Genomic DNA, 21,321 nt, shown 5'->3' on the forward strand with positions numbered 1-21,321 from the left:
TTCCGAACAATATAGTATGCATGCTAATCAGAACATAGCGGACTATATTGGGAGAGGTGGACAGCATGACGATCGGCGTCGGTATCATAGGCGTAGCGCCCGGCCGCAGCTGGGCTGCACTCTCGCATATTCCCGCGCTGCAGGCCCTGCCGGACTATGACATCCGCGCGCTCAGCACGACGCGGCAGGAAAGCGCGGATGCCGCCGCAGCCGAATTTGGCGTGGCGAAGGCCTATGATAATCATCAGGCACTGGTGAACGATCCGAACGTCGATCTGGTCGTCGTTGCGGTGAAGGTGCCGCATCATCTGGAGCTGGCCAGCGCCGCGATCGCAGCAGGCAAGCATGTCTATTGCGAATGGCCACTGGGCAACGGCTTGGCCGAAGCGGAGCAACTCGCGTCCCTCGCCAGGGCGAAGGGTGTCGTCGGTGCGGTCGGCCTCCAGGCCTGCTCCGCCCCCAGCTTCAACTATGTCCGCGACCTGATTGCCGATGGCTATGTCGGCGACGTCCTGTCCACCACGCTGGTCGGATCGGGCATGAACTGGGGCGCGTTCATCGACCAGCCCAACGCCTATACCGCCGACAAGGCCAATGGCGCGACCCTTCTGACCATTCCCTTTGGCCACACCATTGATGCGGTGGCGATGTGCCTGGGCGAATTTACCGAACTCTCCGCCACGCTCGCCAATCGCCGCACCAGCTTCACCCTGGTGCCCGAGGGCAGGCAGATGCCGATGACGGCGGAGGATCAGGTCGTAATATCGGGTGTGCTGGAGGGCGGCGCGGTGGCCACTGTCCATTATCGCGGCGGCTTTTCGCGCGGCACCAATTTCCGCTGGGAGATCAACGGGACTGAAGGCGATATCGTCGCCACCGCCGATGCCGGCCATGCCCAGATGTTCCCGCTCACCCTGATGGGCGCGCGCGGCGAGGACCAGGCGCTTGGCCCCCTCGCCATCCCGGCCGACTATCAATGGACGCCCGACGTCCCGCCCTTCGCCCAGAATGTCGCCCAGGCCTATGCCCGGCTCGCCAACGATCTGCGCAACGGCACCAGTACCTGCCCGACCTTCGACCATGCGGTGAAGCGTCACCGCCTTATCGACGCGATCGAGCGATCCGCCGCCAGCGGCAGCCGCGTCACCCTCTAGGGGCCGGTCCAACCACCATTTTGCAAGAGCGAGGTATGAAAGATGAGTTTGCTTGAGGGGAGAGTCGCCATCGTCACCGGCGCAGGCCGCGGCGTCGGCCGCACCTATGCGCTGAAACTGGCCGAACAGGGCGCCAGGGTCGTCGTCAATGATCTGGGGGGCGATGCGGCCGGCGGCGGCGCCGACCTGTCGCCGGCGCAGGAAGTGGTCGCCGAGATCAAGGCCAAGGGCGGCGAGGCCGTCGTCAACGGCGGCGACGTATCCAACTGGTCCAACGCCAGCGAGATGGTGCAGCAGGCGATCGACACGTTCGGCCGCCTCGACATTCTGGTCAACAATGCCGGCATCCTGCGTGATCGCATGCTGGTCAACATGACCGAGGAGGAATGGGACATCGTCGTGAAGGTGCACCTCAAGGGCACGTTCGCGCCGACCCACCATGCCGCCAATTACTGGCGCATGGAAAGCAAGGCCGGCCGCCAGCCCGACGCGCGCGTGATCAACACGACCTCGCATTCGGCGCTCTACGCCAATATCGGCCAGGCCAACTATGCCGCGGCCAAGGGCGGCATCGCCAGCTTCAGCCAGGTCGCCGCGCGCGAACTCGGCCGCATCGGCGTGACCGTCAACGCCATCGCGCCCCGCGCCGAAACCCGCATGACCGCGGGCCTGCGCGAATGGACGCCCGAACAGTTGGAACGGCGCGATCCCGAGTGGATTGCCGGCTTCGTCGCCTGGCTCGCCAGCCCCGAAGCCAGCTATGTCAGCGGCCGCGTGTTCGAGGTCTGGGGCTATGGCATCACCGTCGCGGAAAGCTGGCAGCATGGTCCGAGCTGCGAAGCATCAAAAGACCCGACCGTGCTGGGCGAGCGCGTCGCCAAGATCCTGAAATTCGCCCGGTCCAATGCCGGCATCAATCCGGGCGAATGGCTCGATCCCTGATCGTCCCGTCCGGTTCGGGGCGGGAGGGCCTCTCCCCCTGCCCGCCCCGTCCTTTCCCTTGCTGAGACCTGCCACCATGCCCATCGACGCCCTGTTCAATCCCATCACCATCGGCACGCTCGACTGTCCCAATCGGATCGTCATGGCGCCGCTGACCCGCGCCCGTGCCGACGCACATCATGTCCCAACCGCACTCCAGGGCATCTATTATGCCCAGCGCGCGGACGCCGGCCTGATCGTGTCGGAGGCAACCGCCGTCGATCCGCTCGGCATGGGATGGTATCGCGCGCCCGGCATCTGGACGGATGCGATGGTCGATGGCTGGCGCGGCGTCACGGACAGCGTCCATGCGGCGGGCGGGCGCATCTATTGCCAGCTCTGGCATATGGGCCGGCTTGTCCTGCCCGATTATCTGGGGGGTGATCTGCCGATCGGCCCTTCGCCGATCGCCGGCGAGGGCGAAACGATGGCGCCCCCGACGGAGGAGTATCAGGGCGGTTTCCTGCCAATGAAGCCCTATGTCGTGCCGCGTGAAATGACCCAGGCCGATATCGACCAGGTCGTGGCTGCCTATGGCCGCGCGGCTCACAACGCTGTCGCAGCCGGCTTCGACGGCGTCGAGATCCATGGCGCGAACGGCTATATCATCGACCAGTTCCTGCAGTCCAAGACCAACCGGCGGCAGGACGGCTATGGCGGCAGCGTCATCAACCGTATCCGGCTGCTCAAGGAGATCATCGCGGCGGTCATTGCCGCAGTTCCGCCCGGTCGCGTCGGCCTGCGCGTCAGCCCGACCAGCGAGCGTAAGGGCATGGGCGACGACAATCCCGGCGCGCTAACCGAAGCGATCGGCGCGCTCGCAAAAGATCATGGCCTCGCCTATATCCACCTGATCGAACCAATCGCGTCGGGCTTCATGGAAAAGCCCGATTATCCCGTCATGGACCGGCTGCGAGCCGTGTTCGGCGGTACGATCATCCAGAATGGCAGCTTCGATGCAGACAGCGCCGCCGCCTATATCGCCGGTGGACAAGCGGACGCGATCTCCTTTGGCCGCCCCTATATCGCCAATCCCGATCTGGTGACGCGCTTCCGCGACGGTCGACCGCTGGCCAGCGCCAATTTCGACTATGCCTATGTCGGTGAGGAAAAGGGCTATACCGACTATCCAGTCTTCCAGCCCGGCTGACCGGTCAGGACAGGTGCAGTTCCGGGGGAAAGCCAGCATGCACCCGATCGCCCAGCGCGACACGCGCCCGCGCCTCGGCCAGCCGGCCTTCGATCGAGGGGTGGACGACATCGCCGGCGGTCCAGCGCGGGATCAGCGGCGTGTAGCAGGCAAGTCGCAGGCTGATCTCCGCCGGCAGGGCCGGGGCCTCGCTCCATCCGGCCATCGTCGCGGCCAGATCCTGGGTCCGATACAGGCCGACATGATGGGAATCGGCATGCGGCGCCAGCATCTGGTGCGCAGCCACCGACGCGAACGTCCCTGACACGACGCCCGGCAAGGCCATCAGCGCCGGCATCCGCATCGCATCATACCAGGCGACGAGTTCCGGCCCGGCAGCAGCGCCGATCCGTTCAATCACATAGTCGCCTTCATGGATCGCCGCGCCTGCCACCTGCCGGTGGACATGGGGCGTATAATAGGCCTCGCGCATGGCGAAGTCGAAACTGTCGCTGATCAGCATCATCGGCGTGAACACGGCGCCATGGCCGGCGCTCAGTTGCTCAATATCCTGGCATTCATAGACGGCGAGATAGTCGAATGACGGGTCCGTCTCGACGCCCGCCACCTCGACCCGCCGCAGCCGCTGGACCGCCGACGATCCGGGCAAGCGCATGACGTCGCGGACATGGATATGGCTGTACCAGTCGTTGAATTCGGCATGCCGCCCGTCCCGCGGGTTCGACAATACGATCAGCAGATCGTCCATGCTCCGCGCTTCCTTTCAGAGATGCATGCCACCGCTCGCTGCAATCAGCTGGCCGGTCACCCAGCCTGCCTCCGGGCCGGCGAGGAAGGCCACCAGACCGGCGATATCGCCCGGCTGGCCCAGCCGGCCAAAGACGCTGGCCTTTTCCAGCATGCCGACCACCGCCGGATCGTCCAGCATCGGGCCGAGGAAATCGGTCGCCGTCGCGCCGGGCGCCACCGCATTGACGCTGATCCCGCGCGGTCCCAGCCCGACCGCCAGCGACACCGTCATCGAATTGAGCGCCGCCTTGGCCGCAGCATAGGCGATCGTCGTGGGATAGGCCGCCATCGATACGACCGACGATATGTTGATGATCCGTCCGCCATCCGCCAGCAAAGGCAATAGCTGCTGGGTCAGGAAGAAGGGCGCCTTCACATCGAGCGCGAACAGCGCGTCGAAACCGGCTTCGTCCGTGTCCGCGATCGTCCCGCTCGCGCCGATCCCGGCATTGTTGACCAGGATGTCGAGTAGCCGGCCATCCAGCGCAATGCGCAGGTCATCGACCAGACCTTCGATCCCCGTCAGCGCGGACAGATCAGCCCGCAGCAGGAAAGCCTCGCCGCCGGCCGCCTCGATCTCCGCCCGCACGGCTGCCGCTGCATCCCGCGCTGTCGCATAATGCACGCCCACGCGCGCGCCATCGGCCGCCAGCCGCAGCGCGATGGCCCGGCCGATGCCGCGCGATGCGCCCGTTACCAGCGCAACCTTGCCATCCAGCCTGCCCATCGCCCTCTCCCGCCGGTCATTTCTTGAACAGGTCGCGCCCGATAATCTGCTTCATCACCTCCGCCGCACCGCCGGCGATGCGGACGATGCGGGCGTCGACATAGGCGCGGGCGATCGGATATTCGGTCATATACCCATAGCCGCCGAAAAATTGCAGGCACTGGTCGACCACCTTCACATGCAGGTTGGTGACAACAAGCTTGACCTTGGCCGCGTCAACGCCGCTCAGTTCTCCGGCCATGAAGCGCTGGATGCACCAGTCGGTAAAGACCCGCGCCGCCATCACCTCGGCCGACAATTCCGCCAGCACGAATTGGGTATTCTGGAAATCGGCGAGCGTCTGGCCGAACATCTTGCGTTCGGCGGTATAGTCGACCGTCCATCCGATCGCCGCTTCGGCAACGCAGATGCTGCGGATCGCCTGGGTCAGCCGCTCCTGCGCCAGCTTGCCCATCATGATGCCGAAGCCCCCGCCTTCTCGGCCGAGCAGGTGCCAGGCCGGTGCGCGCACATCCTCCAGGAATATCTCGGACGTATCCTGCGCCTTGAGGCCGATCTTCTCCAGATTACGGCCGCGCTTGAAGCCAGGCTGGCGCGCGTCCACCGCGATCAGGCTGACGCCCTTGGCACCGGCCGCCGGGTCGGTCTTGGACGCGCAGACCATGATGTCGCACAACTGGCCGTTGGAGATATAAACCTTCTGCCCGTTGAGCACATAGTCTTCGCCATCGCGCACCGCGCGGGTGCGGATTTCCTTGACGTCGGACCCGGCGCCCGGCTCGGTCAGCCCCAGCGCGCCGATCAGTTCGCCCGACACCATCTTCGGCAGCACCTGCTGCTTCAGTTCCTCGGTGCCGGCCGACAGGATATAAGGGGCGACCATTTCGGAATGGACCATGAAGCCGGGGCCGGTGATCCCCTTCTTCGCCAGTTCCTCGATGACGACGACGTTATAGAGCCAGTCGGCGCCGAAGCCGCCATATTCTTCGGGAATGTTCGGGCATAATATGCCGACCTCGCCCGCCCGCCGCCAGATGTCGCGGGGGACGCATTCGTCCTTTTCCCATTGCGGATGGCCCGGCACCAGTTCCTCGTCGACGAAACGGGCGACCGTCTCGCGGAACTGTTCATGCTCGGGCGAAAAGATGCCGCGCGCGTCCTTGCCCTCAGCCATGACGCGCCTCGTGCATCGCCAGCGTGCGCTGCGCCTGTTTGAGGTGCGGGATGTCCAGCATCTTGCCATCCAGGGCCAATGTGCCCGCATCGGGACTGGCGGCGAACAGATCGACCACCCGGCGGGCGAAATCCACTTCCTCGGCCGAGGGCGAGAAACTCTCGTTGATGATGTCGACCTGGGCCGGGTGGATCGCCACACGCCCGGAAAAGCCCTCTGCCCGCGCCGCCTTGCAGGACGCGCGCAAGCCATCGGGATCGCGGAAATCGACATAGAGCGTATCGACCGCCTCGCCGCCGGCCGCATGCGCGCCCAGCAGGCAGAGCGAGCGCACCATCTTGTAGGTGTGGGTCCATTCGCCGCTGGCGTCGGTATTGCCGCTGGCGCCAATGGCGGAACTCAGATCCTCCGCCCCCCAGGTCAGACCATAGAGCCGTTCCAGCTTCGCGACCGCATAATCCCCCAGATGGAAGGGCGCGGCCGCCGTCTCGGTCGCAACCGGCAGGATGCGGATCGAGCCCGGCGCGATGCCCGACGCCACTTCCAGCGCGTTCAGATAATGGCTGACCTGCGCCACATCCTGCGGCCCGTTGACCTTGGGCAGCATGATGCCGTCGGGCGCGGCCGGAACGATCGCGGCCAGATCCTCCAGCGTCCAGGGCGTATCGAGCGGATTGACCCGCACCCAAAGCTGGGACTTGCGCGCTGCCCGTGGCCGGTCCGCGAGGAAGGCCGGGACCATTGCCCGCGCCGCCGGCTTGCGGGCGGCGGCGACGGCATCCTCCAGATCGAGGATGAAGGCATCCGCCGCGATGCCGTCCACCTTGGCCAGCTTTTTCTCGCTGTCGCCGGGGATGAACAGGAAGGACCGAATGGGCAGGCTCATGCCGTCACCGGTTTCTTGAGCTGCAATCCCGATCGCTTGCACTGGGCGACCAGTTCGTCCTTCTGGTTATAGGCCTTGTGCAGGAAGGTGACGATGCCCTGGTCGGGCCGCGACTTGGACTCCCGCAGCTCGATCACCTCGGTCACGACATGGATGGTGTCGCCCGCGAACAGCGGATTGGGGAAGCGCACCTCGTCCCAGCCCAGATTGGCGACCGCCGTGCCCAGCGTCGTATCACCGATCGAGATGCCGACCATCAGCCCCAAGGTGAAGGCCGAATTCATCAACGGACGGCCATAGGGCGTCGTCTTCATATATTCGGCGTCGATGTGCAGCTGCGCGGGATTATGCGTCAGCGTCGACATCAGCAGATTATCGGTTTCGGTCAGGGTACGGCGGATGGGATGGTTGAACACCATCCCGATTTCGAGTTCATCGAACCAGATACCAGGCATCAGGCAAGTCCCAGGACAGAGATGGCCGCGATCCCCTGATAGGGAACACCGCCCAGATTGTGCGTCACGCCGATCGACGGGCTGGCGAGCTGGCGCTCGCCGGCCCGGCCGAGCAGCTGGTTGTAGATTTCATAGGCCATGCGCAGGCCCGACGCGCCGATCGGATGGCCGAAACATTTTAGCCCGCCATCGATCTGGCAGGGCATCGCCCCGGCCCGATCGTAGCGGCCATCGAGAATATCGAACACCGCGCGGCCATCGTCGGAAAAGCCCAGATCCTCCATCGTCACCAGTTCGGTGATGGAGAAACAGTCATGCACCTCGCTCAACGAGACCTGGCTCTTGGGATCGTTGATCCCCGCTTCCTCATAGGCGCGGGCGGCGGCGACGCGCGTGGTCGCGACATAGCTGCCGTCCCAGTCGTTGGTCTGGGTTTCACGCCCCGAACTGGTCGCCAGTTGCAGCGCCTTGATCGTGACCAGATCCTTCTTGCCCAGCGCGCGGGCAATCTCCGGGGTGGTGACGATGGCGCAGGCCGACCCGTCAGATACCCCCGAACAGTCGAACAGTCCGAGCGGATCGGAAATCATCGGCGCATTCATGATGGTGTCCATCGACACCGCCTTCTGGAAATGCGCCTTGGGGCTGTGAACGCCATTCTGGTGGCTCTTCCACGACACATGGCTGATTGCCCGCTTCAGATCCTCTTTCGAGGTGCCATATTTGGAGCGATAATAGGGGGCGAGCTGGGCAAAGCCGGCCGGCGCCGACCCCATCGGCATCCACAGGTCGTTGAACGTGCCCTTGAATGGCGGCGGCAGGCCGCCAAAGCCGGTGTCCTTCAGCTTCTCCGCGCCGATGGCCAGCGCGATGTCGACCGCACCCGACGCCACCGCATAGGTCGCGCCGCGCAGCGCCTCTGTCCCGGTCGCGCACATATTCTCGACCCGGCTCACCGGAATGCCCTCCAGCCGCAGCGCCATGGCGGCCGGGATGGAGCTGTTGCCGACATTGATGCCGTCGCCCCAACAGCCGAACCAGGCGGCACCGATATCCTTCCGCTCGATCCCGGCATCGGCCAGCGCTTCCTCGAACGCCTCCTTCATCAGTTCGGGCGATCCCGCGTCCCAGCGCTCGCCGAACTTGGAACAGCCCATGCCCAGGATGGCGACCTTGTCCTTGATACCCGTTGCCATGTCGCGCTCCTCAAGCCGCCGTGATCGGCGTGGATTTCCAGAAATATCGGTTATAGCCGCGCTGCCGGTCCTTCTCCTTGATCCGGTAGACCATGCGCAGCTTCGCGCCGGTATCGATGCCGTCCTTGCCGATATCGACCATCTCCATCAGCACGCGGGCGCCGCTGTCGAAGCGCACGAAGCCGACCCAGAGCGGCGGCGAGGGATGGTAGGACAGATAATCCGCCGTGGAGGTCAGCACCTCGGCCTGCTCATCACGCAACGGCACAGGGCTGAACTGCTCGCTCGGCGCCTGGCAGCGCACGCAATATTGCAGCTGCGGGAACTGGACCGTGTCGCAACTGCCGCAGCGCCCGGCATTGAACCCTTCCATCTGGCCGGCGGACCGATATTGTTCGGTCAGCGCGGTCTTTGCGTTCTTTTCCGATCGCATGCCCCATTCCGCCTCGATCCCGCCGGCGAAGGACAGCATGCGCATATAACTGTCGGTCGGCAGCGCGTCAGCGATCGATCCGGCCACGCCCCGCGCCGGGCGCGCCGCCAGGATCGCATCAGTCGCCTGGAAGATCAGCACATCGGCACCCTGGCCAAAGCCGACCAGCAGGATGCGCTCGCCTGGCTGCGCCTTCTCCAGCGTCGCCGCCAGCATCAGCAGCGCGTGCGCCGCGCCGGCATAGCCGACGCCATCCTCCAGCCCCCCAGCGACCGCGCCCTCGAACTTCAACTTCTTCGCGACCGCGTCCGCCGCGCCCTTGAGATAGGAGGGCATGACGAAATGCTGGATGTCGCCGATCGCCAGCTGGGCGTCGGCCAGGGCGGCCTTGACGGCGGCCGGCACGATCCGGGCATAGCCCTCGTCGCGCACCCACCGTTCTTCCCAACCATAGTCGCTATCGGCATCGGCCGACCGGAAATGGTCGACGAAGACGTCGTTGACGCTGGCCGAACCGACCAGCCGCGCGGCGACATCCTGGTCCGACACGACAAAGGCGGCGGCGCCCGCGCCAAAGCTGATTTCCTGCACGCTCGCCGGCTTGCCGAAGGGATTGTCCGATCCGATCACTAGGCTCGGCTCGCTGCCCTTGAGCGCCTGAAGCAGCGCCGAAGTACCGGCCCGCTGCGATCCCGCCGCGTCGGATGTCGCGACGTCCGACGCGGCGCCAATAGCCCGCGCGACGATCGCCGCATTTTGCAGATCGGCATAGGGCAGGCTGGTCGATGCCAGCCGGACTGCCCGCACGGCCGAGCCATCCTGCGCGCCGAGCGCATCGCGCGCGGCCTCCACCCCCATGGTGATCGCATCCTCATCCCAACTGGTGAAGGCGCGGCTGCCCTTGGCTTGCCCCTTCAGGCCCGGCGCCATCCAGCCATGGGCGGCGGCGATCGCCGTACGATCCAGCCGAAGGCGGGGAATATAGGCGCCAAAGCGCGCAATGCCGAAATCCGTCATGCACCTCACCCGTTCGGGGCTCTTCGCCCCCTGTGCTCTATCGCGCGCCCATCGGCGTGCGGATCAGTTTCCCCTTGCCGGAGTCCCTGAATCGGATTTAGTATGCTAGAGTATTTTATGCAAGTGACTTATCTTCATGCGTATGATCTCACCGAGGAGACAGCGCATGAGCGATGGAGAGGAACCACCCGTGCCCCGCATTCCCCTGTCTCTCGTTCCCGAAAACGGCACGCGCGTCATCGATCTGGATGGTCGCCGCGTCCTGTTGTGCCGCAGCATCGTCGGCATTCGCGCCATGGACGAGATATGCCCGCACCAGCTTCTCTCGCTCGATGGTGCGCGGGTGCGCGGCAATTTCATCCTGTGCCCGCACCATGGCGCGCGGTTCAGCCTGGATGATGGCTGCTCGCTCTCGCCACAGATGACGCCGAACAGCCTTACCCTCTACCCGACCCGGATCGTCGGCGATGAACTGGAGATCGACCTCTGAAAAAACGGGCGCGGCGATGGCCGCGCCCCATCATCCGGCGTCAGGCGTCAGGCGTCAGGCGTTCAGATAGCGGTCCAACTCTGCCAGGAAGTGCTGGATGCGCCGTTCCTGCTCGGAAAAGACGATCGTGCCGTTCAGCCCTCGCGAATGCATGCCACGCTGGAGCGTCACCATATTGGCGATATCCTGTTCCAGCACCTCGCCGCCCTGCGGATTTTCATGGGTCGTCCGCCGCCGCGCCGGGCGAACCGTGCCGGACACGTCGACATCCTCCTCCACCCCCATATAGGCGGGGGGACGACGCCCCTCGACCAGCCGAGCCGACAGGACGATCACGTCGTGATAACCGCGCTCTGGATCGGTCGGATGGGGGCGGAAGCGCTGGATCAGCACCCCTTCGGGATGCATGTTCATCGTCACATTGGGGAAGATCGACGGGTTCCAGTCATCGGTCAGCTGATTGTCGGTAAAGCCGGCGAAATCGAGACCATAGGCATTGTCCGGCTGGCGCTTTGCCGCCTGGATCGCGCGGCGCACATGGCGCGCGTCGCCCTTGAAGCCGGATGTCTTCACCCCGGCTTCCTGCATCATATAGGCCAGGCCCATGTTGATGAAGCGCCCGTCCGGCCAGCGCGGGCTGACCGCCGCCACCGGGAACAGGTTGCGATTATGGCCATGACGATAGAAATCATATTGGATGAAATAATCGTCGACATAGGGTTTGATCTGCGGATGCGTGGCATGCGCATGATAATTCTCGTTGAAGACCGAATACATGGTCTTCCAGTTGGCCGGCACCTCGACGCTCAGATCCTTGACGACGAACATCTCGTCCATCCGATAGGAGGCGAGCATCGGCATCACATCGGCATAATAGTCCTCGAACGGCACCGGGTCGGCATCCAGGTTCACGAACACCAGACCGCCCCAGACCCGCACCTGCACCGGCGTCAGGTCGAGATTCTGGCACAGCGCCTCGTCGCGGAACGTCTCGCGGTCGGTAACGCGGACATTCTTCCCCTTCAGGTTGAACCGCCAGCTATGCAGGATGCAGGTGAAGGAGGTGGCGCCGTTCCCGAAATCCTCCTGCACCAGTTCATTGCCGCGATGCTTGCAGACATTGTAGAAGGCGTTGACCTCGTCCGGCTTGGACCGGACGATGATGATCGACTGCGGACCGATGTCGAACCGGAACCAGTCACCCGGCTGCGCAATGTCGCTGGCAACGCCCGCGATCAGCCAGGCCTTGTTCCACAGCTTGTCCTCCTCCTGCGCCTTGGCCGCGGGGTCGATGAAACGGCTGGTCTGCGCCGTGCGATAGTCGGCGATATCGGGATGCAGCTGGTCCAGCCGCCAGGGCGACTTGGCCTCATAGTCCGCCGTCACCGTCCCCGGCTCCAACAGGAAGCTTTCGGGATCGGTCAGCGGCTCCTTGATCGGCCGGTCGTTGAACCGGATTTCGGCATAGCGCGCCTTGGTCGCCATCATGCTGCTCCCTGTCTCGACCGGTCCGGCGTCAGAACTGGACGCGCTTGGTGAAGCCGCCGTCGATGACGATATTGGTGCCGGTGATGTAGGATGCCGCCGGGCTGGCGAGGAAGGCCACCGCCTTGGCGACATCCTCCGGCGCGCCCATCCGGCCCATCGGGATTTGCGCGACGATGCCGTTATACAGGTCCGGCATCAACGCCTTGGCGCCTTCCCAATTGCCACCCGGATAGCTGATCGGGCCGGGCGAAACCATGTTGATGCGGATGCCCTTCCCCGCCCAGGCCTGGCTCAGTTGCTTGCCATAGGTGATGACCGCCGCCTTGATGGCGTTGAACGCCTGCGGCATCAGGAATGTCTCGATTGCCGCCGTGCTCGACATCAGGATCACCGATCCCGCGCCCGACTTTTCCAGCCAGGGTTCCAGCGCCTCGCAGCCGTCGACCGCGCCCAGCATGTCGATGCGATAGCTTTCGTCCCAGTCCATTGATCCCTGCGCGCCCGACGAGCTGATCGAATGAATGAAGATGTCGCAGCCGCCCAGTTCCTCGGCCAGGCCGGTCAGCATCGCCTTATAGCCGTCCCGCTCCTCCAGCACGAACTCGCGCTTGACCACCGTCCCGCCCAGCTCCGCTTTCAGATCGTCGAGGGCATCGCCATTGCGCGAGAAAAGGCCCAGTTGGGCGCCTTCGGCCGCCAGCAATTGCGCCGTTGCCCGGCTGATCCCGCGGGTCGCACCGCCCAGGATCACCTTCTTCCCTGCCAGTCCCAAATCCATCGCCGCTCTCCTGAAATTCGTCTGTGTGAAAGGCTGATCAGGCCTGCGTCCAATAGACCGCATCCATGCTTTCGCCTGCGTCGAAGCGGGCCTGGATCGCCTTCATGCTGGCCAGGCTATCGGCATGGGCGAACAGGGTCTGGCTGATCGCCTGGTCGTTCGCGATGCCGTCGCTCTGGTTGAGATCCTCGGCCTCGCCCAGCATCTGCTTCATGCCTGCCACCGATTGTGGCGGCAGCGCGGCGATCCTGCGGGCGAGCGCCATCGCTGCCTCGACCGCCTGCCCCCTGGCCACCACCCGGTTAAGTCCGCCCAGTTCATAGACACGCTGCGCGCTCAACTGCCCACCGGTCAGCACGACCTCCGCCGTCACCGTCCGGCCGATCAGCCGCATGAGCCGCGACGTTCCGCCAATGCCGGTGCCGGCACCGATAATCACCTCCGGCTGGCTGAAGCGTGCCTGCTCCTCCGCCACGCGCAGGTCGCAGGCCCAGCCCAGTTCGCACCCGCCACCCGACGTATCGCCGTTGATCGCTGCGATGGTCACCGCCTTGCCGCGATTGAGCGTCTGGAGGCAACGGAACCAGCCGGCCGGATCGCCAGTCGCAGCGCGCCCCTCGACCAGGTTCACGATATCGTCGAGATAGGCATGTTCCAGCCAGTGCCCCTCAACCGAGGAAGCCAGCACAATCACCCGCGCGCCGTCCTCGATCGCGTTGTCGAGCGTGTCGGCAAGCGCCGATACGCTCGCGCAGGTCACATTATGATTGGCGGCTCCGCCATCGCCCACCGTTACCAGCGCGATGTCGCCCGTCGGCCAGTCCACCACGATATCGGGTGCCATCTGCCTCTCTCCTTGCCGTTCCGGTCTGCGCCGGGGCGCATCGGAATCTTCGTGGTCAATGCGATCAGGCTAGCGAGGCAGCGGTGGAAGTCAATATAGTATGTTAGCACATGGTTATAATGCGATCATAAACGACAGGGCGGCCGACCTGTGCCAGCCGCCCCTCTAACCTGTTAGGCCGGTGCCCCCGGCAGGAACGGCGCATAGACGCCCAGGGTCATGCCGCCATCGACGGCGATCTCGGCGCCGCACAGATAGGATGCATCATCGCTGGCCAGGAACAGACTGGTGCGCGCCACTTCCTCCGGCTCGCCGATGCGCTGGATCGGCTGGCCGACATAATATTTGGCCAGTTCCGAAGCCTCTTCGTTGGTGACATTGCCCATCACGGTATTGATGCCGCCGGGGAAGACCGCGTTCACCCGCACGCCCTTGTGGCCCAGTTCCATCGCGGCGGTCTTGCTGATGCCGCGCAATGCCCATTTGCTGGCGGAATAGGCGGTCAGCCCGTTCATGCCCCACAGGCCCGAGGTCGAACAGATATTGACGATCGCTCCCTTGCCCTTGGCGATCATCGCCGGCGACAGCGTCTTCATGCCCAGCCAGGCACCGATCAGGTTTATCTGCAGCACCCGCTCGAAATCCGCCTTGGTCAGATCGCTCAGCGATGCGGGATGGACGATGCCGGCATTGTTGATCAGGATGTCCGGCGCGCCGAAGCGATCGGTCGCGGCCTTGGCCAGCGCCTCCCATTGCCCTTCGTCCGACACGTCCAGCTTATGGAACAGCGCCGCGTCGCCGATGCTCTGCGCCACGGCCTGCCCTTCGGCTTCCAGCATGTCGGCGATCACCACCTTCGCACCCTCGGCCGCGAAAATCCTTGCGGTCGCTTCGCCCTGCCCGCGCGCGGCACCGGTGATGACGGCCACGCGCCCTTCCAGCTTTCCAGCCATGCGATTCCTCTCCTTGTTTGCCTTTACTGGCTTGCCTCTATACTAGGATGCTAGCAGACTGTATATATGCTAACCTAAAAGATATTGGATGGAGCGGATGATGCGGCTGAAGGGCAAGGTGGCGCTGGTGCTTGGCGCGGCGGGCAAGGATAATATGGGCCAGGACATCGCCCGGCGGCTAGCGGCCGAAGGCTGCAAGGTGGTGGTCGGCGGCCGCCATGAAGCCGCGCTGCAGGCGCTGGCCCAGGAAATCGACGGTACGGCGGTGACGGTCGACATCACGTCCCAGGCGCAGGTCGATGCCGCCGCCGACTTTGCCGTCAGCCATTTCGGCCGGCTCGACATCGGCGTCAACGCCACCGGCTGGGGTCTGCTCAAACCCACCCATGACACGAGCGAAGCCGATCTCGACAAGATATTGGCGATCCAGTTCAAGGGGCCGTTCTTCTTCATCCAGGCGCTGCTGCGCACCCTGTCGCCGGGCGGATCGATCATTCAGATTTCCTCCGCCACCGCCACCATCATGCTGGAAAATCACGCCGCCTATATGGGCACCAAGGCAGGGATCGATCATGTCATCCGCACCGTCGCCAACGAATATGGAGAGCGCGCCATTCGCGCCAATTCCATCTCGCCGGGGCTTACCGAAACGCCGATGGCCGGCACCACCTTCGACTATCCCGAAATGGTCGACGCCTTCACCCGCGAATATCCGCTGGGACGACTGGGCACCCGCGCCGACATCGCCGCCGCCGTCGTCTGGCTGGCGTCCGACGAATGTTTCATGACCGGCCAGAACCTGCAGGTGAATGGCGGGCTGACGCTGCGCCGCAATCCCAGCCTGCGCGAACTGGGCGCCATCGCTGCCACGGCGACGGCGCATCTGCAAAGCTGATTGCTTGACCCGATGGGGCGGTTTCGGGGAAGATGGCGCCCCCCGTCGGGACATGGGGCCACTATAAGGACAGGGGACAAGAACATGGCAACGGCAAGTGACAAGCAGGATGCGGCACGCCCGATCGAAGAGGAAGCCCCCTTCCCCCTGTTCAAGGAAAGCCTGTCCTATCAGGCGCAACTGCTCGCGCGTTTCACCCAGAATGACTACATGGCGCGCATCACCGGCACCGGCATCGCCCCGGCCCAGGCCTATGTGCTGGGCGAACTCTGGTTCGACGCGCCGCTGTCGCAGGTCGAACTGGCCCGGCGGCTGGACATCGGCAAGGCGACGATCGGCCAGACCCTGACCCGGCTGGAGCGCGCCGGCGTAGTCGAGCGCAAGCGCGTCGCCGCCGACCGCCGCGTCGTCATGGTCCATCTGACCGAGGAAGGCCGCCGGCTGCGGGAACCGCTCCGCGTCGCCGCCATCGACCAGAGCGACATGCTGGAAGACAAGCTGGGCAAGGACAAGGCGACCGAACTGACCGAACTGCTCAAACAGGTCAACCAGCTGCTCGGCAGCGCCTGGCCCCATGCCGTGGCCGACTGATCCTCAGCCCAGGCTGAAGCTGCGGATGGGGTCGCGTCCGTCGAAGCCCTGCGCGGCGGACCGCACCAGATCATAGACGCCCAGCAGCACCGGGGTCGGCTCATAGAGTTCGACGAAATGGCCCAGCGTCGCAACGCAGTCCATCATCGCGAAGCCCGCCCCCGGCTGCACTTCGGCATAGAGCGCCGTGGCATGCCCTGCCGCCTCGAACCGCGTCATTTCCGCCTGCATGTCGTCGACGATCAACGCGACATGGTGCATGCCCTGCCCTCCATCGGGATAAAGATCATGGAAGACCGACGGGCCGGGATTATTCTGCTGGACGAACTCCACCATCACCTCGCCCCACTGGCCATAGGCCGAACTATGATCCAGTTCGGCCGGCTGCCCACGATGGCGGCACAGGCTGAGCGGGATATGCTCGGCGACATAATAAGGCCCTGATCCAAAGGCCCGGACATGGGCGATTGCCGCCGCCTCGATATCGGGCACGAAATAGGCGATCTGACGCACCGGGTGACGCAACAGGGTCATCATGCCGTCTCCACCATCAGCCGCGTGATCTTCAGCGCCGCGATCCGCCAGGCGCCCTCTTCCCGCACATAGCGTTCATGATAATGGCCATAGCCATGGAAGCGGGCGAAGGGCGCGCCGTCGGGCATGCGCAATATGTCCGCCAGTGCCCATATGCCGGTGGCGCTGTCCTCGGTCAGTATGTCGATCTCGGGCATATGGCCATAATGGGCGCTGGTAATCGGGCTGATGCCGCGGCGGACATAATCGACGATCGCCGCGCGTCCGCGGATCGGCTCCTGCGAGGGACCGGGATTTTCCTCCAGCGCGCCCTGCACGTCGAAGGATGCATCGTGCGAAAACAGCTCGGCAAAACCAACCCAGTCCTTGCCATCCATCAGCCGGAAATAGCGCGCTTTCAGACGCTTGATGTCCTCGATCGCCAACAGTCTTTCCAATGGTCCGAGCATCGGCCATCCTCTCCGATTGATATATATGCTAGCATTTGATATGCTAGCTTCTTATTTCATAATAAGCACAGGAGAGCGGGTATGGCAATCATCGAGCAGGAAATGACGGGCAGCCTTGCCATGCCGGATATCCAGCGCTGCCCCTTTCCCTTCCTCGATCGTCTGCTTGCGGAATCGCCGGTCTATCTGGACCCGCTGACCAACATGTATATTGTCACCCGCTATGAGGATATCGGCCAGATTTCGGCCCGGCCGGACCTCTATTCCAACAAGACCACGGTGGTCGTCGGCCGCCATGATTCGCTGGTGGCCGAGGAAGTGGCCCGGCGCTTTGCCGAACGCGGTTTTCCCGAAATGCACACGCTGGTCACCAATGACCCACCCGAACATGGCAGCTATCGCGCGCTGGTCGAAAAGGCGTTCACCCCCAGCTATGTCAAGGAACTGGAACCCTATATCGAAGCGCTGGTCGACGAGTTGATCGACGGCATGCTGCCGCAGGGCCGGGCCAATCTGCTGCCCGAATTCGCGATCAAGGTGCCGATGTACATCATCGCCGACCAGTTGGGCGTCGACCGTGCCGACTATGACCGGTTCAAGCTCTGGTCCGACGTCACGGTGGAGCGCAATAACCCGCTGCTCGATCCCGACCGCGAACTGGAGATCACCGAACATCTGATCGACATGCAGAATTATCTGCACGCCCGCGCCGTCGCCTATCGCGAAAACCCGACCGACAATCTGCTCAGCCGCCTGGTCCATGCCGAGGTCGATGGCCAGAAGCTCAGCGATCCGGCGCTGATCGCGATCGCCCATCAATTGCTGGTCGCAGGCAATGAGACCACCACTACCGGCATCACCACCGCCATGTGGCTGCTGCTGACCAAACCCGACCTGCGTGCTGCGATCGAGGCCGATCCCAGCCGCATTCCCGGCTTTATCGAGGAAGTGCTGCGCTCCCACTCGCCGGTGCCGCACATGTGGCGCGTCGCCCTGGAGGACAGCCGGATCGGCGATGTCGACATTCCCAAGGGCGCCGTGCTGATGCTCAGCTATCTCGCGGGCAATCGCGATCCGGCGCAATGGAGCTGCCCAGCCGATTTCGAGCCGGGCCGCAAGGGTGGACGCAATCATCTCGCCTTTGGCCGCGGCATCCATTTCTGCATCGGCAACCAGCTCGCACGTGGCGAAATGCGCATCGCCATCCGCCGCCTGCTCGAACGGCTGCCGGCGATGCGCCTGTCACCCGATCATCCCGAACCGCAGTTCATCCCGCATTTCGCGATCCATGCGCTCGATCATCTGCACATTGTGTTCTGATCCCGAAACGACGACCATCGTCCCAGCCCCGATCCGCGCCAGGAGCCGCCATGAATTTCGACCATTATTCGCTGCTCAGTTTCGCCCGCGACGGGCGGGTGCTGACCATCACCATGAACCGCCCCGAATTGCTGAATGCGGTCAGCCATGCCCTGCATGAGGAAATGGCGCGGGTCTTCTTCGACGCGGCCGACGATCCCGACAGCGACGTCATCGTCCTGACCGGCGCGGGCAAGGCCTTTTCGGCCGGCGGCGATTTCGAATGGCTGGAACAGCAGGTGCAGGGCAATCGCGTGCCCTTCGTGCATGAGGCCAAGTCGATGCGCCGCATCGTCATGGGCCTGCTCGATTGCCCCAAGCCGGTGATCGCCAAGGTGAATGGCGATGCCATGGGCTTTGGCGCCTCGGTCGCGCTGCTGTGCGACATAGTGATCGCCGCCGACCATGCCCGGTTCGCCGACCCACATGTGAAGCTGGGCCTGGTCGCGGGGGATGGCGGCGCGCTGATCTGGCCGCAACTCATCGGCTTCACCAAGGCGAAACATTATCTGCTGACCGGCGAGCCGATCGGCGCGGTCGAGGCCGAGCGCTGCAACCTCATCACCTTCGCGATCCCCGCCGCAGAGCTGGACACTTACGTCGCCACCTATACCCAGAAGCTGGCGCGCGGCGCCCAGACGGCGATCCGCTACACCAAGTCGGTGACCAATATCGCGCTGCGCCAGCTCTTCAGTTCTGTGTTCGAGGCCGGCGTCGCCTATGAAGGGCTGGCGACCTACACCGCCGATTTCGGCGAGGCGGTCCATGCCGTGCTGGAAAAGCGTCGACCCAATTTCACCGGCCGATAGAGCGGGGGAAAATCGCGCGGCCCGTCACTTTCCTGCTTCCCCTCGACAATATGGTATGCCAACATATCATATATAGGCGACCATAAGAGAGTCGCCAGCGAGAGGATCAGCATGGCCGAGCAACTCGAAGCAAGATTGCGTCTGGCGTTGGACCGGCAGGAGATCGAGCATGTGCTCAAACTCTATTGCCGCGCCATCGACCGGTGCGACCTGGAATTGCTGCGCACCATCTATCATCCCGATGGCACCGACGATCATGGCAGCTTTTCGGGCAATGCGATGGAATTTGCCGAAACGATCATCCCGTCGCTGCGCGAGAGCATCCTCGACGGCATGCACACGGTCACCCATTGCACCATCGACGTCGACGGTGATTTCGCGACCTCCGAGGCCTATTATTGGGCCTATCAGCGCACACCGGGCGGCAAGGAAGCGGTAACCGGCTTCTTCGGCGACGACTATGCCGCCAAGGCCATTGCCGACGGCACGATCGAGGGCTGCCACGATTATTATTGCGGCGGCCGCTATATCGACCTGTTCGAGCGGCGCGACGGCCAGTGGAAGATCCTGCGCCGCAAGATCACCAATGAATGGAACGACATCCGCCCCAGCACGCGGATCAGCGATGCGGGCTATGTCGCCCATTACAACCTGCCCGGCCGCCGCGACCGGCAGGACCCCGTCTATCTCAACACCATCCCCGCGCGCGCCTGATCGCGCCCCAAGGAGACCGCCATGTCCCGCGATTATGACGTCATCATCATCGGTTCCGGCGCCGCCGGCATGTCCGCCGCGATCGAGGCACGCCAGGCCGGCGCCAGCGTGATGGTGGTGGAGGCCGACGACCATCTGGGCGGCGCCACCCGCAATTCCACCGGCGTCGTCTATGCCTGCAACACCAGCACGCAGCGCGAAAAGGGCATCAGCGACAGCGCCGATGCGACCTACGGCTATATCATGACGCTGAACCAGCATGCGGTGCGGCCCGACCTGATCCGCTATTATTGCGATGAAAGCGCGGCGATGCTGGAATGGCTGAAGGACAAGGGAGTCGAATTTCCCGCCAATATGCTGGTCCATTCCGATGTCACCGATATCCAGCGCGGCCATACCTGCAGCAGCTTCGGCCTCGGCATCGCCGACGCGCTCATCAACCGCGCCGGCGCGCTCGGCGTCGAAACCGCGCTCGGCACCCGCGTCGACGGGCTGATCGTCGAGGATGGCAAGGTGGTCGGCATCACCGCCGACGGCACGGATTTGCGCGCGCCCAGCGTCGTCATCGCCACCGGCGGCTTTGGCAACAGCCCGCAGATGCTGGAGAAATGGTATCCGACCGCCGCCTATCATGGCGACCGCACCTGGGCCGTGCATCGCGACGCCCCTTTCATCCTGGGCGACGGCATCACCTTAGGCGAACAGGTCGGCGCGCAGATCACCGGCTATGATACCGGCCTGCTCAACCCCACCCCCTGTTTCGACAGCCGCTATGTCGAGGCCTTCCTGCCGCCATGGGTCATCGCCGTGAACCGCGAGGGCAAGCGTTTCATGGCCGAATGGGACAGCTATGCCGTGTGCGGCTATCTTATCAACGAACAGACCGACAAGCGCTGCTGGGCGATCTTTGATCACCCCACCATGGTCGCCAATGGCGACGACCTGTCCTATGCCGACCCCTATAATAGCGGCCTGGCGACATCGAGCTGGGAAGAGATCACCATCACCCGCGAGGTGGACAAGGGCGTTGCCCACCGCGCCGACAGCATCGCGGAACTGGCAGGCAAGGTCGGCCTGCCGGTCGATGCCGTGGTCGAAACCGTCCGCCGCTACAATCTCGACACCCGGGAATGCGGCGAGGACCGGCTCTATCGCAAGGACGGCAACGGCCATCCGCTGACGCCGATCCTGACCGCCCCCTTCTATGCCGTGGAGGTTCGCGCCGCGATCATCGGTTTCACCGCCGCGGGCCTTGACATCAACCTCGACTGCCAGGTGCTCGATACCAGGGGCCAGGTGATCGAGGGGCTCTATGGCGCGGGTGAAGTGCTCGGCTGTTTCCATGGCAAGCGCTATGCCGGAGGCGGCACCAGCATCGGCAGTTCGGTAGTGTTCGGCCGCCGCGCCGGCACGCTCGCGGCGCAGCATGCGCTGCGCGAAGCAGTGCCGGCCTGA

The 21,321-nt window shown here is 64.2% G+C and carries 23 protein-coding genes; 10 read left to right on the forward strand and 13 right to left on the reverse strand.

Going from position 1 to position 21,321, the window contains the following annotated elements; genetic code table 11:
- Nucleotides 1-65: 65 nt before the first annotated feature.
- The 3 genes from N6H05_RS19965 to N6H05_RS19975 all read left to right on the forward strand — a co-directional run bounded on the left by N6H05_RS19965 (nt 66) and on the right by N6H05_RS19975 (nt 3,285).
- Nucleotides 66-1,154: a Gfo/Idh/MocA family protein gene (locus N6H05_RS19965; protein ID WP_284111348.1), complete on the forward strand. Its 1,089-nt coding sequence runs from the start codon at nt 66-68 to the stop codon at nt 1,152-1,154.
- 42 nt (nt 1,155-1,196) lie between these two features.
- Nucleotides 1,197-2,096: an SDR family NAD(P)-dependent oxidoreductase gene (locus tag N6H05_RS19970; RefSeq protein ID WP_284111349.1), complete on the forward strand. Its 900-nt coding sequence runs from the start codon at nt 1,197-1,199 to the stop codon at nt 2,094-2,096.
- Nucleotides 2,097-2,172: 76 nt separating this feature from the next.
- Nucleotides 2,173-3,285, forward strand: coding sequence for an alkene reductase (locus N6H05_RS19975; RefSeq protein ID WP_284111350.1), 1,113 nt, complete (start codon nt 2,173-2,175; stop codon nt 3,283-3,285).
- Between the two features lie 4 nt (nt 3,286-3,289).
- On the opposite strand, the gene N6H05_RS19980 is transcribed toward N6H05_RS19975, so the two are convergent.
- The 7 genes from N6H05_RS19980 to N6H05_RS20010 are packed head-to-tail and all read right to left on the reverse strand — an operon-like array spanning nt 3,290 to nt 9,962.
- The gene (locus N6H05_RS19980) at nt 3,290-4,033 is read right to left on the reverse strand and encodes a DUF4286 family protein (protein ID WP_284111351.1); all 744 of its coding nucleotides are present in this window, start codon (nt 4,031-4,033) and stop codon (nt 3,290-3,292) included.
- Nucleotides 4,034-4,048: 15 nt separating this feature from the next.
- Nucleotides 4,049-4,801, reverse strand: a complete 753-nt coding sequence (locus N6H05_RS19985) for an SDR family oxidoreductase (RefSeq protein ID WP_284111352.1) — start codon at nt 4,799-4,801, stop codon at nt 4,049-4,051.
- Between the two features lie 16 nt (nt 4,802-4,817).
- Complete coding sequence (locus N6H05_RS19990; protein ID WP_284111353.1) at nt 4,818-5,975, reverse strand: acyl-CoA dehydrogenase family protein; 1,158 nt, start codon at nt 5,973-5,975, stop codon at nt 4,818-4,820.
- Nucleotides 5,968-6,861, reverse strand: coding sequence for an HpcH/HpaI aldolase/citrate lyase family protein (locus N6H05_RS19995; RefSeq protein ID WP_284111354.1), 894 nt, complete (start codon nt 6,859-6,861; stop codon nt 5,968-5,970). Before N6H05_RS19995 ends, N6H05_RS19990 begins: the two co-directional genes overlap by 8 nt.
- Nucleotides 6,858-7,316, reverse strand: a complete 459-nt coding sequence (locus N6H05_RS20000) for a MaoC family dehydratase (protein WP_284111355.1) — start codon at nt 7,314-7,316, stop codon at nt 6,858-6,860. Before N6H05_RS20000 ends, N6H05_RS19995 begins: the two co-directional genes overlap by 4 nt.
- Entirely contained in the window at nt 7,316-8,512 is a 1,197-nt protein-coding gene (locus tag N6H05_RS20005) for an acetyl-CoA acetyltransferase (protein ID WP_284111356.1), read from the reverse strand. Before N6H05_RS20005 ends, N6H05_RS20000 begins: the two co-directional genes overlap by 1 nt.
- A gap of 10 nt (nt 8,513-8,522) precedes the next feature.
- Nucleotides 8,523-9,962 (reverse strand): 3-oxoacyl-[acyl-carrier-protein] synthase III C-terminal domain-containing protein, encoded by a 1,440-nt coding sequence (locus N6H05_RS20010; RefSeq protein ID WP_284111357.1) that lies wholly within the window; start codon nt 9,960-9,962, stop codon nt 8,523-8,525.
- Between the two features lie 166 nt (nt 9,963-10,128).
- Between N6H05_RS20010 and N6H05_RS20015 the strand changes: the two genes are divergently transcribed.
- Nucleotides 10,129-10,452 carry a Rieske (2Fe-2S) protein gene (locus N6H05_RS20015; protein WP_284111358.1) on the forward strand — a complete coding sequence of 108 codons (324 nt, stop codon included), beginning with the start codon at nt 10,129-10,131 and terminating at the stop codon, nt 10,450-10,452.
- Between the two features lie 54 nt (nt 10,453-10,506).
- Here N6H05_RS20015 and N6H05_RS20020 read toward each other — a convergent pair whose 3' ends face one another.
- The 4 genes from N6H05_RS20020 to N6H05_RS20035 form a co-directional block, all read right to left on the reverse strand.
- Nucleotides 10,507-11,940 carry an aromatic ring-hydroxylating dioxygenase subunit alpha gene (locus tag N6H05_RS20020; RefSeq protein ID WP_284111360.1) on the reverse strand — a complete coding sequence of 478 codons (1,434 nt, stop codon included), beginning with the start codon at nt 11,938-11,940 and terminating at the stop codon, nt 10,507-10,509.
- Between the two features lie 28 nt (nt 11,941-11,968).
- Entirely contained in the window at nt 11,969-12,718 is a 750-nt protein-coding gene (locus tag N6H05_RS20025) for an SDR family NAD(P)-dependent oxidoreductase (RefSeq protein WP_284111361.1), read from the reverse strand.
- A 37-nt stretch (nt 12,719-12,755) separates the two neighbouring features.
- Complete coding sequence (locus N6H05_RS20030; protein WP_284111362.1) at nt 12,756-13,562, reverse strand: enoyl-CoA hydratase/isomerase family protein; 807 nt, start codon at nt 13,560-13,562, stop codon at nt 12,756-12,758.
- 173 nt (nt 13,563-13,735) lie between these two features.
- On the reverse strand, nt 13,736-14,515 hold the full coding sequence (locus tag N6H05_RS20035) for an SDR family NAD(P)-dependent oxidoreductase (protein ID WP_284111363.1): 780 nt from the start codon (nt 14,513-14,515) through the stop codon (nt 13,736-13,738).
- An 88-nt stretch (nt 14,516-14,603) separates the two neighbouring features.
- Between N6H05_RS20035 and N6H05_RS20040 the strand changes: the two genes are divergently transcribed.
- On the forward strand, nt 14,604-15,410 hold the full coding sequence (locus N6H05_RS20040) for an SDR family NAD(P)-dependent oxidoreductase (RefSeq protein ID WP_502958944.1): 807 nt from the start codon (nt 14,604-14,606) through the stop codon (nt 15,408-15,410).
- Between the two features lie 84 nt (nt 15,411-15,494).
- Nucleotides 15,495-16,001, forward strand: coding sequence for a MarR family winged helix-turn-helix transcriptional regulator (locus N6H05_RS20045; RefSeq protein WP_284111364.1), 507 nt, complete (start codon nt 15,495-15,497; stop codon nt 15,999-16,001).
- A 3-nt stretch (nt 16,002-16,004) separates the two neighbouring features.
- Here the strand turns inward: N6H05_RS20045 and N6H05_RS20050 are convergent, their stop codons facing one another.
- Together N6H05_RS20050 and N6H05_RS20055 are read right to left on the reverse strand one after the other, a co-directional pair.
- Nucleotides 16,005-16,538, reverse strand: a complete 534-nt coding sequence (locus N6H05_RS20050) for a VOC family protein (protein ID WP_284111365.1) — start codon at nt 16,536-16,538, stop codon at nt 16,005-16,007.
- Nucleotides 16,535-16,984, reverse strand: coding sequence for a nuclear transport factor 2 family protein (locus N6H05_RS20055; RefSeq protein WP_284111366.1), 450 nt, complete (start codon nt 16,982-16,984; stop codon nt 16,535-16,537). Before N6H05_RS20055 ends, N6H05_RS20050 begins: the two co-directional genes overlap by 4 nt.
- Before the next feature lie 81 nt (nt 16,985-17,065).
- Between N6H05_RS20055 and N6H05_RS20060 the strand changes: the two genes are divergently transcribed.
- From N6H05_RS20060 to N6H05_RS20075, 4 genes are all read left to right on the forward strand, one after another.
- A complete protein-coding gene (locus N6H05_RS20060) occupies nt 17,066-18,304 on the forward strand; it encodes a cytochrome P450 (protein ID WP_284111367.1) in 1,239 nt (412 codons plus the stop codon).
- A 50-nt stretch (nt 18,305-18,354) separates the two neighbouring features.
- Nucleotides 18,355-19,152 carry an enoyl-CoA hydratase-related protein gene (locus N6H05_RS20065; protein WP_284111368.1) on the forward strand — a complete coding sequence of 266 codons (798 nt, stop codon included), beginning with the start codon at nt 18,355-18,357 and terminating at the stop codon, nt 19,150-19,152.
- A gap of 111 nt (nt 19,153-19,263) precedes the next feature.
- On the forward strand, nt 19,264-19,866 hold the full coding sequence (locus N6H05_RS20070; RefSeq protein WP_284111369.1) for a nuclear transport factor 2 family protein: 603 nt from the start codon (nt 19,264-19,266) through the stop codon (nt 19,864-19,866).
- Between the two features lie 21 nt (nt 19,867-19,887).
- Complete coding sequence (locus tag N6H05_RS20075; RefSeq protein WP_284111370.1) at nt 19,888-21,321, forward strand: FAD-dependent oxidoreductase; 1,434 nt, start codon at nt 19,888-19,890, stop codon at nt 21,319-21,321.

This window comes from Sphingobium sp. WTD-1 (assembly GCF_030128825.1).
Classification (GTDB): Bacteria; Pseudomonadota; Alphaproteobacteria; order Sphingomonadales; family Sphingomonadaceae; genus Sphingobium.

Excerpts from the sequence above, each read along its gene's own strand:
- N6H05_RS19965 (WP_284111348.1), top strand. The coding sequence starts at position 66 with ATGACGATCGGCGTCGGTATCATAGGCGTAGCGCCCGGCCGCAGCTGG.
- N6H05_RS19970 (WP_284111349.1), top strand. The coding sequence starts at position 1,197 with ATGAGTTTGCTTGAGGGGAGAGTCGCCATCGTCACCGGCGCAGGCCGC.
- N6H05_RS19975 (WP_284111350.1), top strand. The coding sequence starts at position 2,173 with ATGCCCATCGACGCCCTGTTCAATCCCATCACCATCGGCACGCTCGAC.
- N6H05_RS19980 (WP_284111351.1), bottom strand. The coding sequence starts at position 4,033 with ATGGACGATCTGCTGATCGTATTGTCGAACCCGCGGGACGGGCGGCAT.
- N6H05_RS19985 (WP_284111352.1), bottom strand. The coding sequence starts at position 4,801 with ATGGGCAGGCTGGATGGCAAGGTTGCGCTGGTAACGGGCGCATCGCGC.
- N6H05_RS19990 (WP_284111353.1), bottom strand. The coding sequence starts at position 5,975 with ATGGCTGAGGGCAAGGACGCGCGCGGCATCTTTTCGCCCGAGCATGAA.
- N6H05_RS19995 (WP_284111354.1), bottom strand. The coding sequence starts at position 6,861 with ATGAGCCTGCCCATTCGGTCCTTCCTGTTCATCCCCGGCGACAGCGAG.
- N6H05_RS20000 (WP_284111355.1), bottom strand. The coding sequence starts at position 7,316 with ATGCCTGGTATCTGGTTCGATGAACTCGAAATCGGGATGGTGTTCAAC.
- N6H05_RS20005 (WP_284111356.1), bottom strand. The coding sequence starts at position 8,512 with ATGGCAACGGGTATCAAGGACAAGGTCGCCATCCTGGGCATGGGCTGT.
- N6H05_RS20010 (WP_284111357.1), bottom strand. The coding sequence starts at position 9,962 with ATGACGGATTTCGGCATTGCGCGCTTTGGCGCCTATATTCCCCGCCTT.
- N6H05_RS20015 (WP_284111358.1), top strand. The coding sequence starts at position 10,129 with ATGAGCGATGGAGAGGAACCACCCGTGCCCCGCATTCCCCTGTCTCTC.
- N6H05_RS20020 (WP_284111360.1), bottom strand. The coding sequence starts at position 11,940 with ATGATGGCGACCAAGGCGCGCTATGCCGAAATCCGGTTCAACGACCGG.
- N6H05_RS20025 (WP_284111361.1), bottom strand. The coding sequence starts at position 12,718 with ATGGATTTGGGACTGGCAGGGAAGAAGGTGATCCTGGGCGGTGCGACC.
- N6H05_RS20030 (WP_284111362.1), bottom strand. The coding sequence starts at position 13,562 with ATGGCACCCGATATCGTGGTGGACTGGCCGACGGGCGACATCGCGCTG.
- N6H05_RS20035 (WP_284111363.1), bottom strand. The coding sequence starts at position 14,515 with ATGGCTGGAAAGCTGGAAGGGCGCGTGGCCGTCATCACCGGTGCCGCG.
- N6H05_RS20040 (WP_502958944.1), top strand. The coding sequence starts at position 14,604 with ATGGAGCGGATGATGCGGCTGAAGGGCAAGGTGGCGCTGGTGCTTGGC.
- N6H05_RS20045 (WP_284111364.1), top strand. The coding sequence starts at position 15,495 with ATGGCAACGGCAAGTGACAAGCAGGATGCGGCACGCCCGATCGAAGAG.
- N6H05_RS20050 (WP_284111365.1), bottom strand. The coding sequence starts at position 16,538 with ATGATGACCCTGTTGCGTCACCCGGTGCGTCAGATCGCCTATTTCGTG.
- N6H05_RS20055 (WP_284111366.1), bottom strand. The coding sequence starts at position 16,984 with ATGCTCGGACCATTGGAAAGACTGTTGGCGATCGAGGACATCAAGCGT.
- N6H05_RS20060 (WP_284111367.1), top strand. The coding sequence starts at position 17,066 with ATGGCAATCATCGAGCAGGAAATGACGGGCAGCCTTGCCATGCCGGAT.
- N6H05_RS20065 (WP_284111368.1), top strand. The coding sequence starts at position 18,355 with ATGAATTTCGACCATTATTCGCTGCTCAGTTTCGCCCGCGACGGGCGG.
- N6H05_RS20070 (WP_284111369.1), top strand. The coding sequence starts at position 19,264 with ATGGCCGAGCAACTCGAAGCAAGATTGCGTCTGGCGTTGGACCGGCAG.
- N6H05_RS20075 (WP_284111370.1), top strand. The coding sequence starts at position 19,888 with ATGTCCCGCGATTATGACGTCATCATCATCGGTTCCGGCGCCGCCGGC.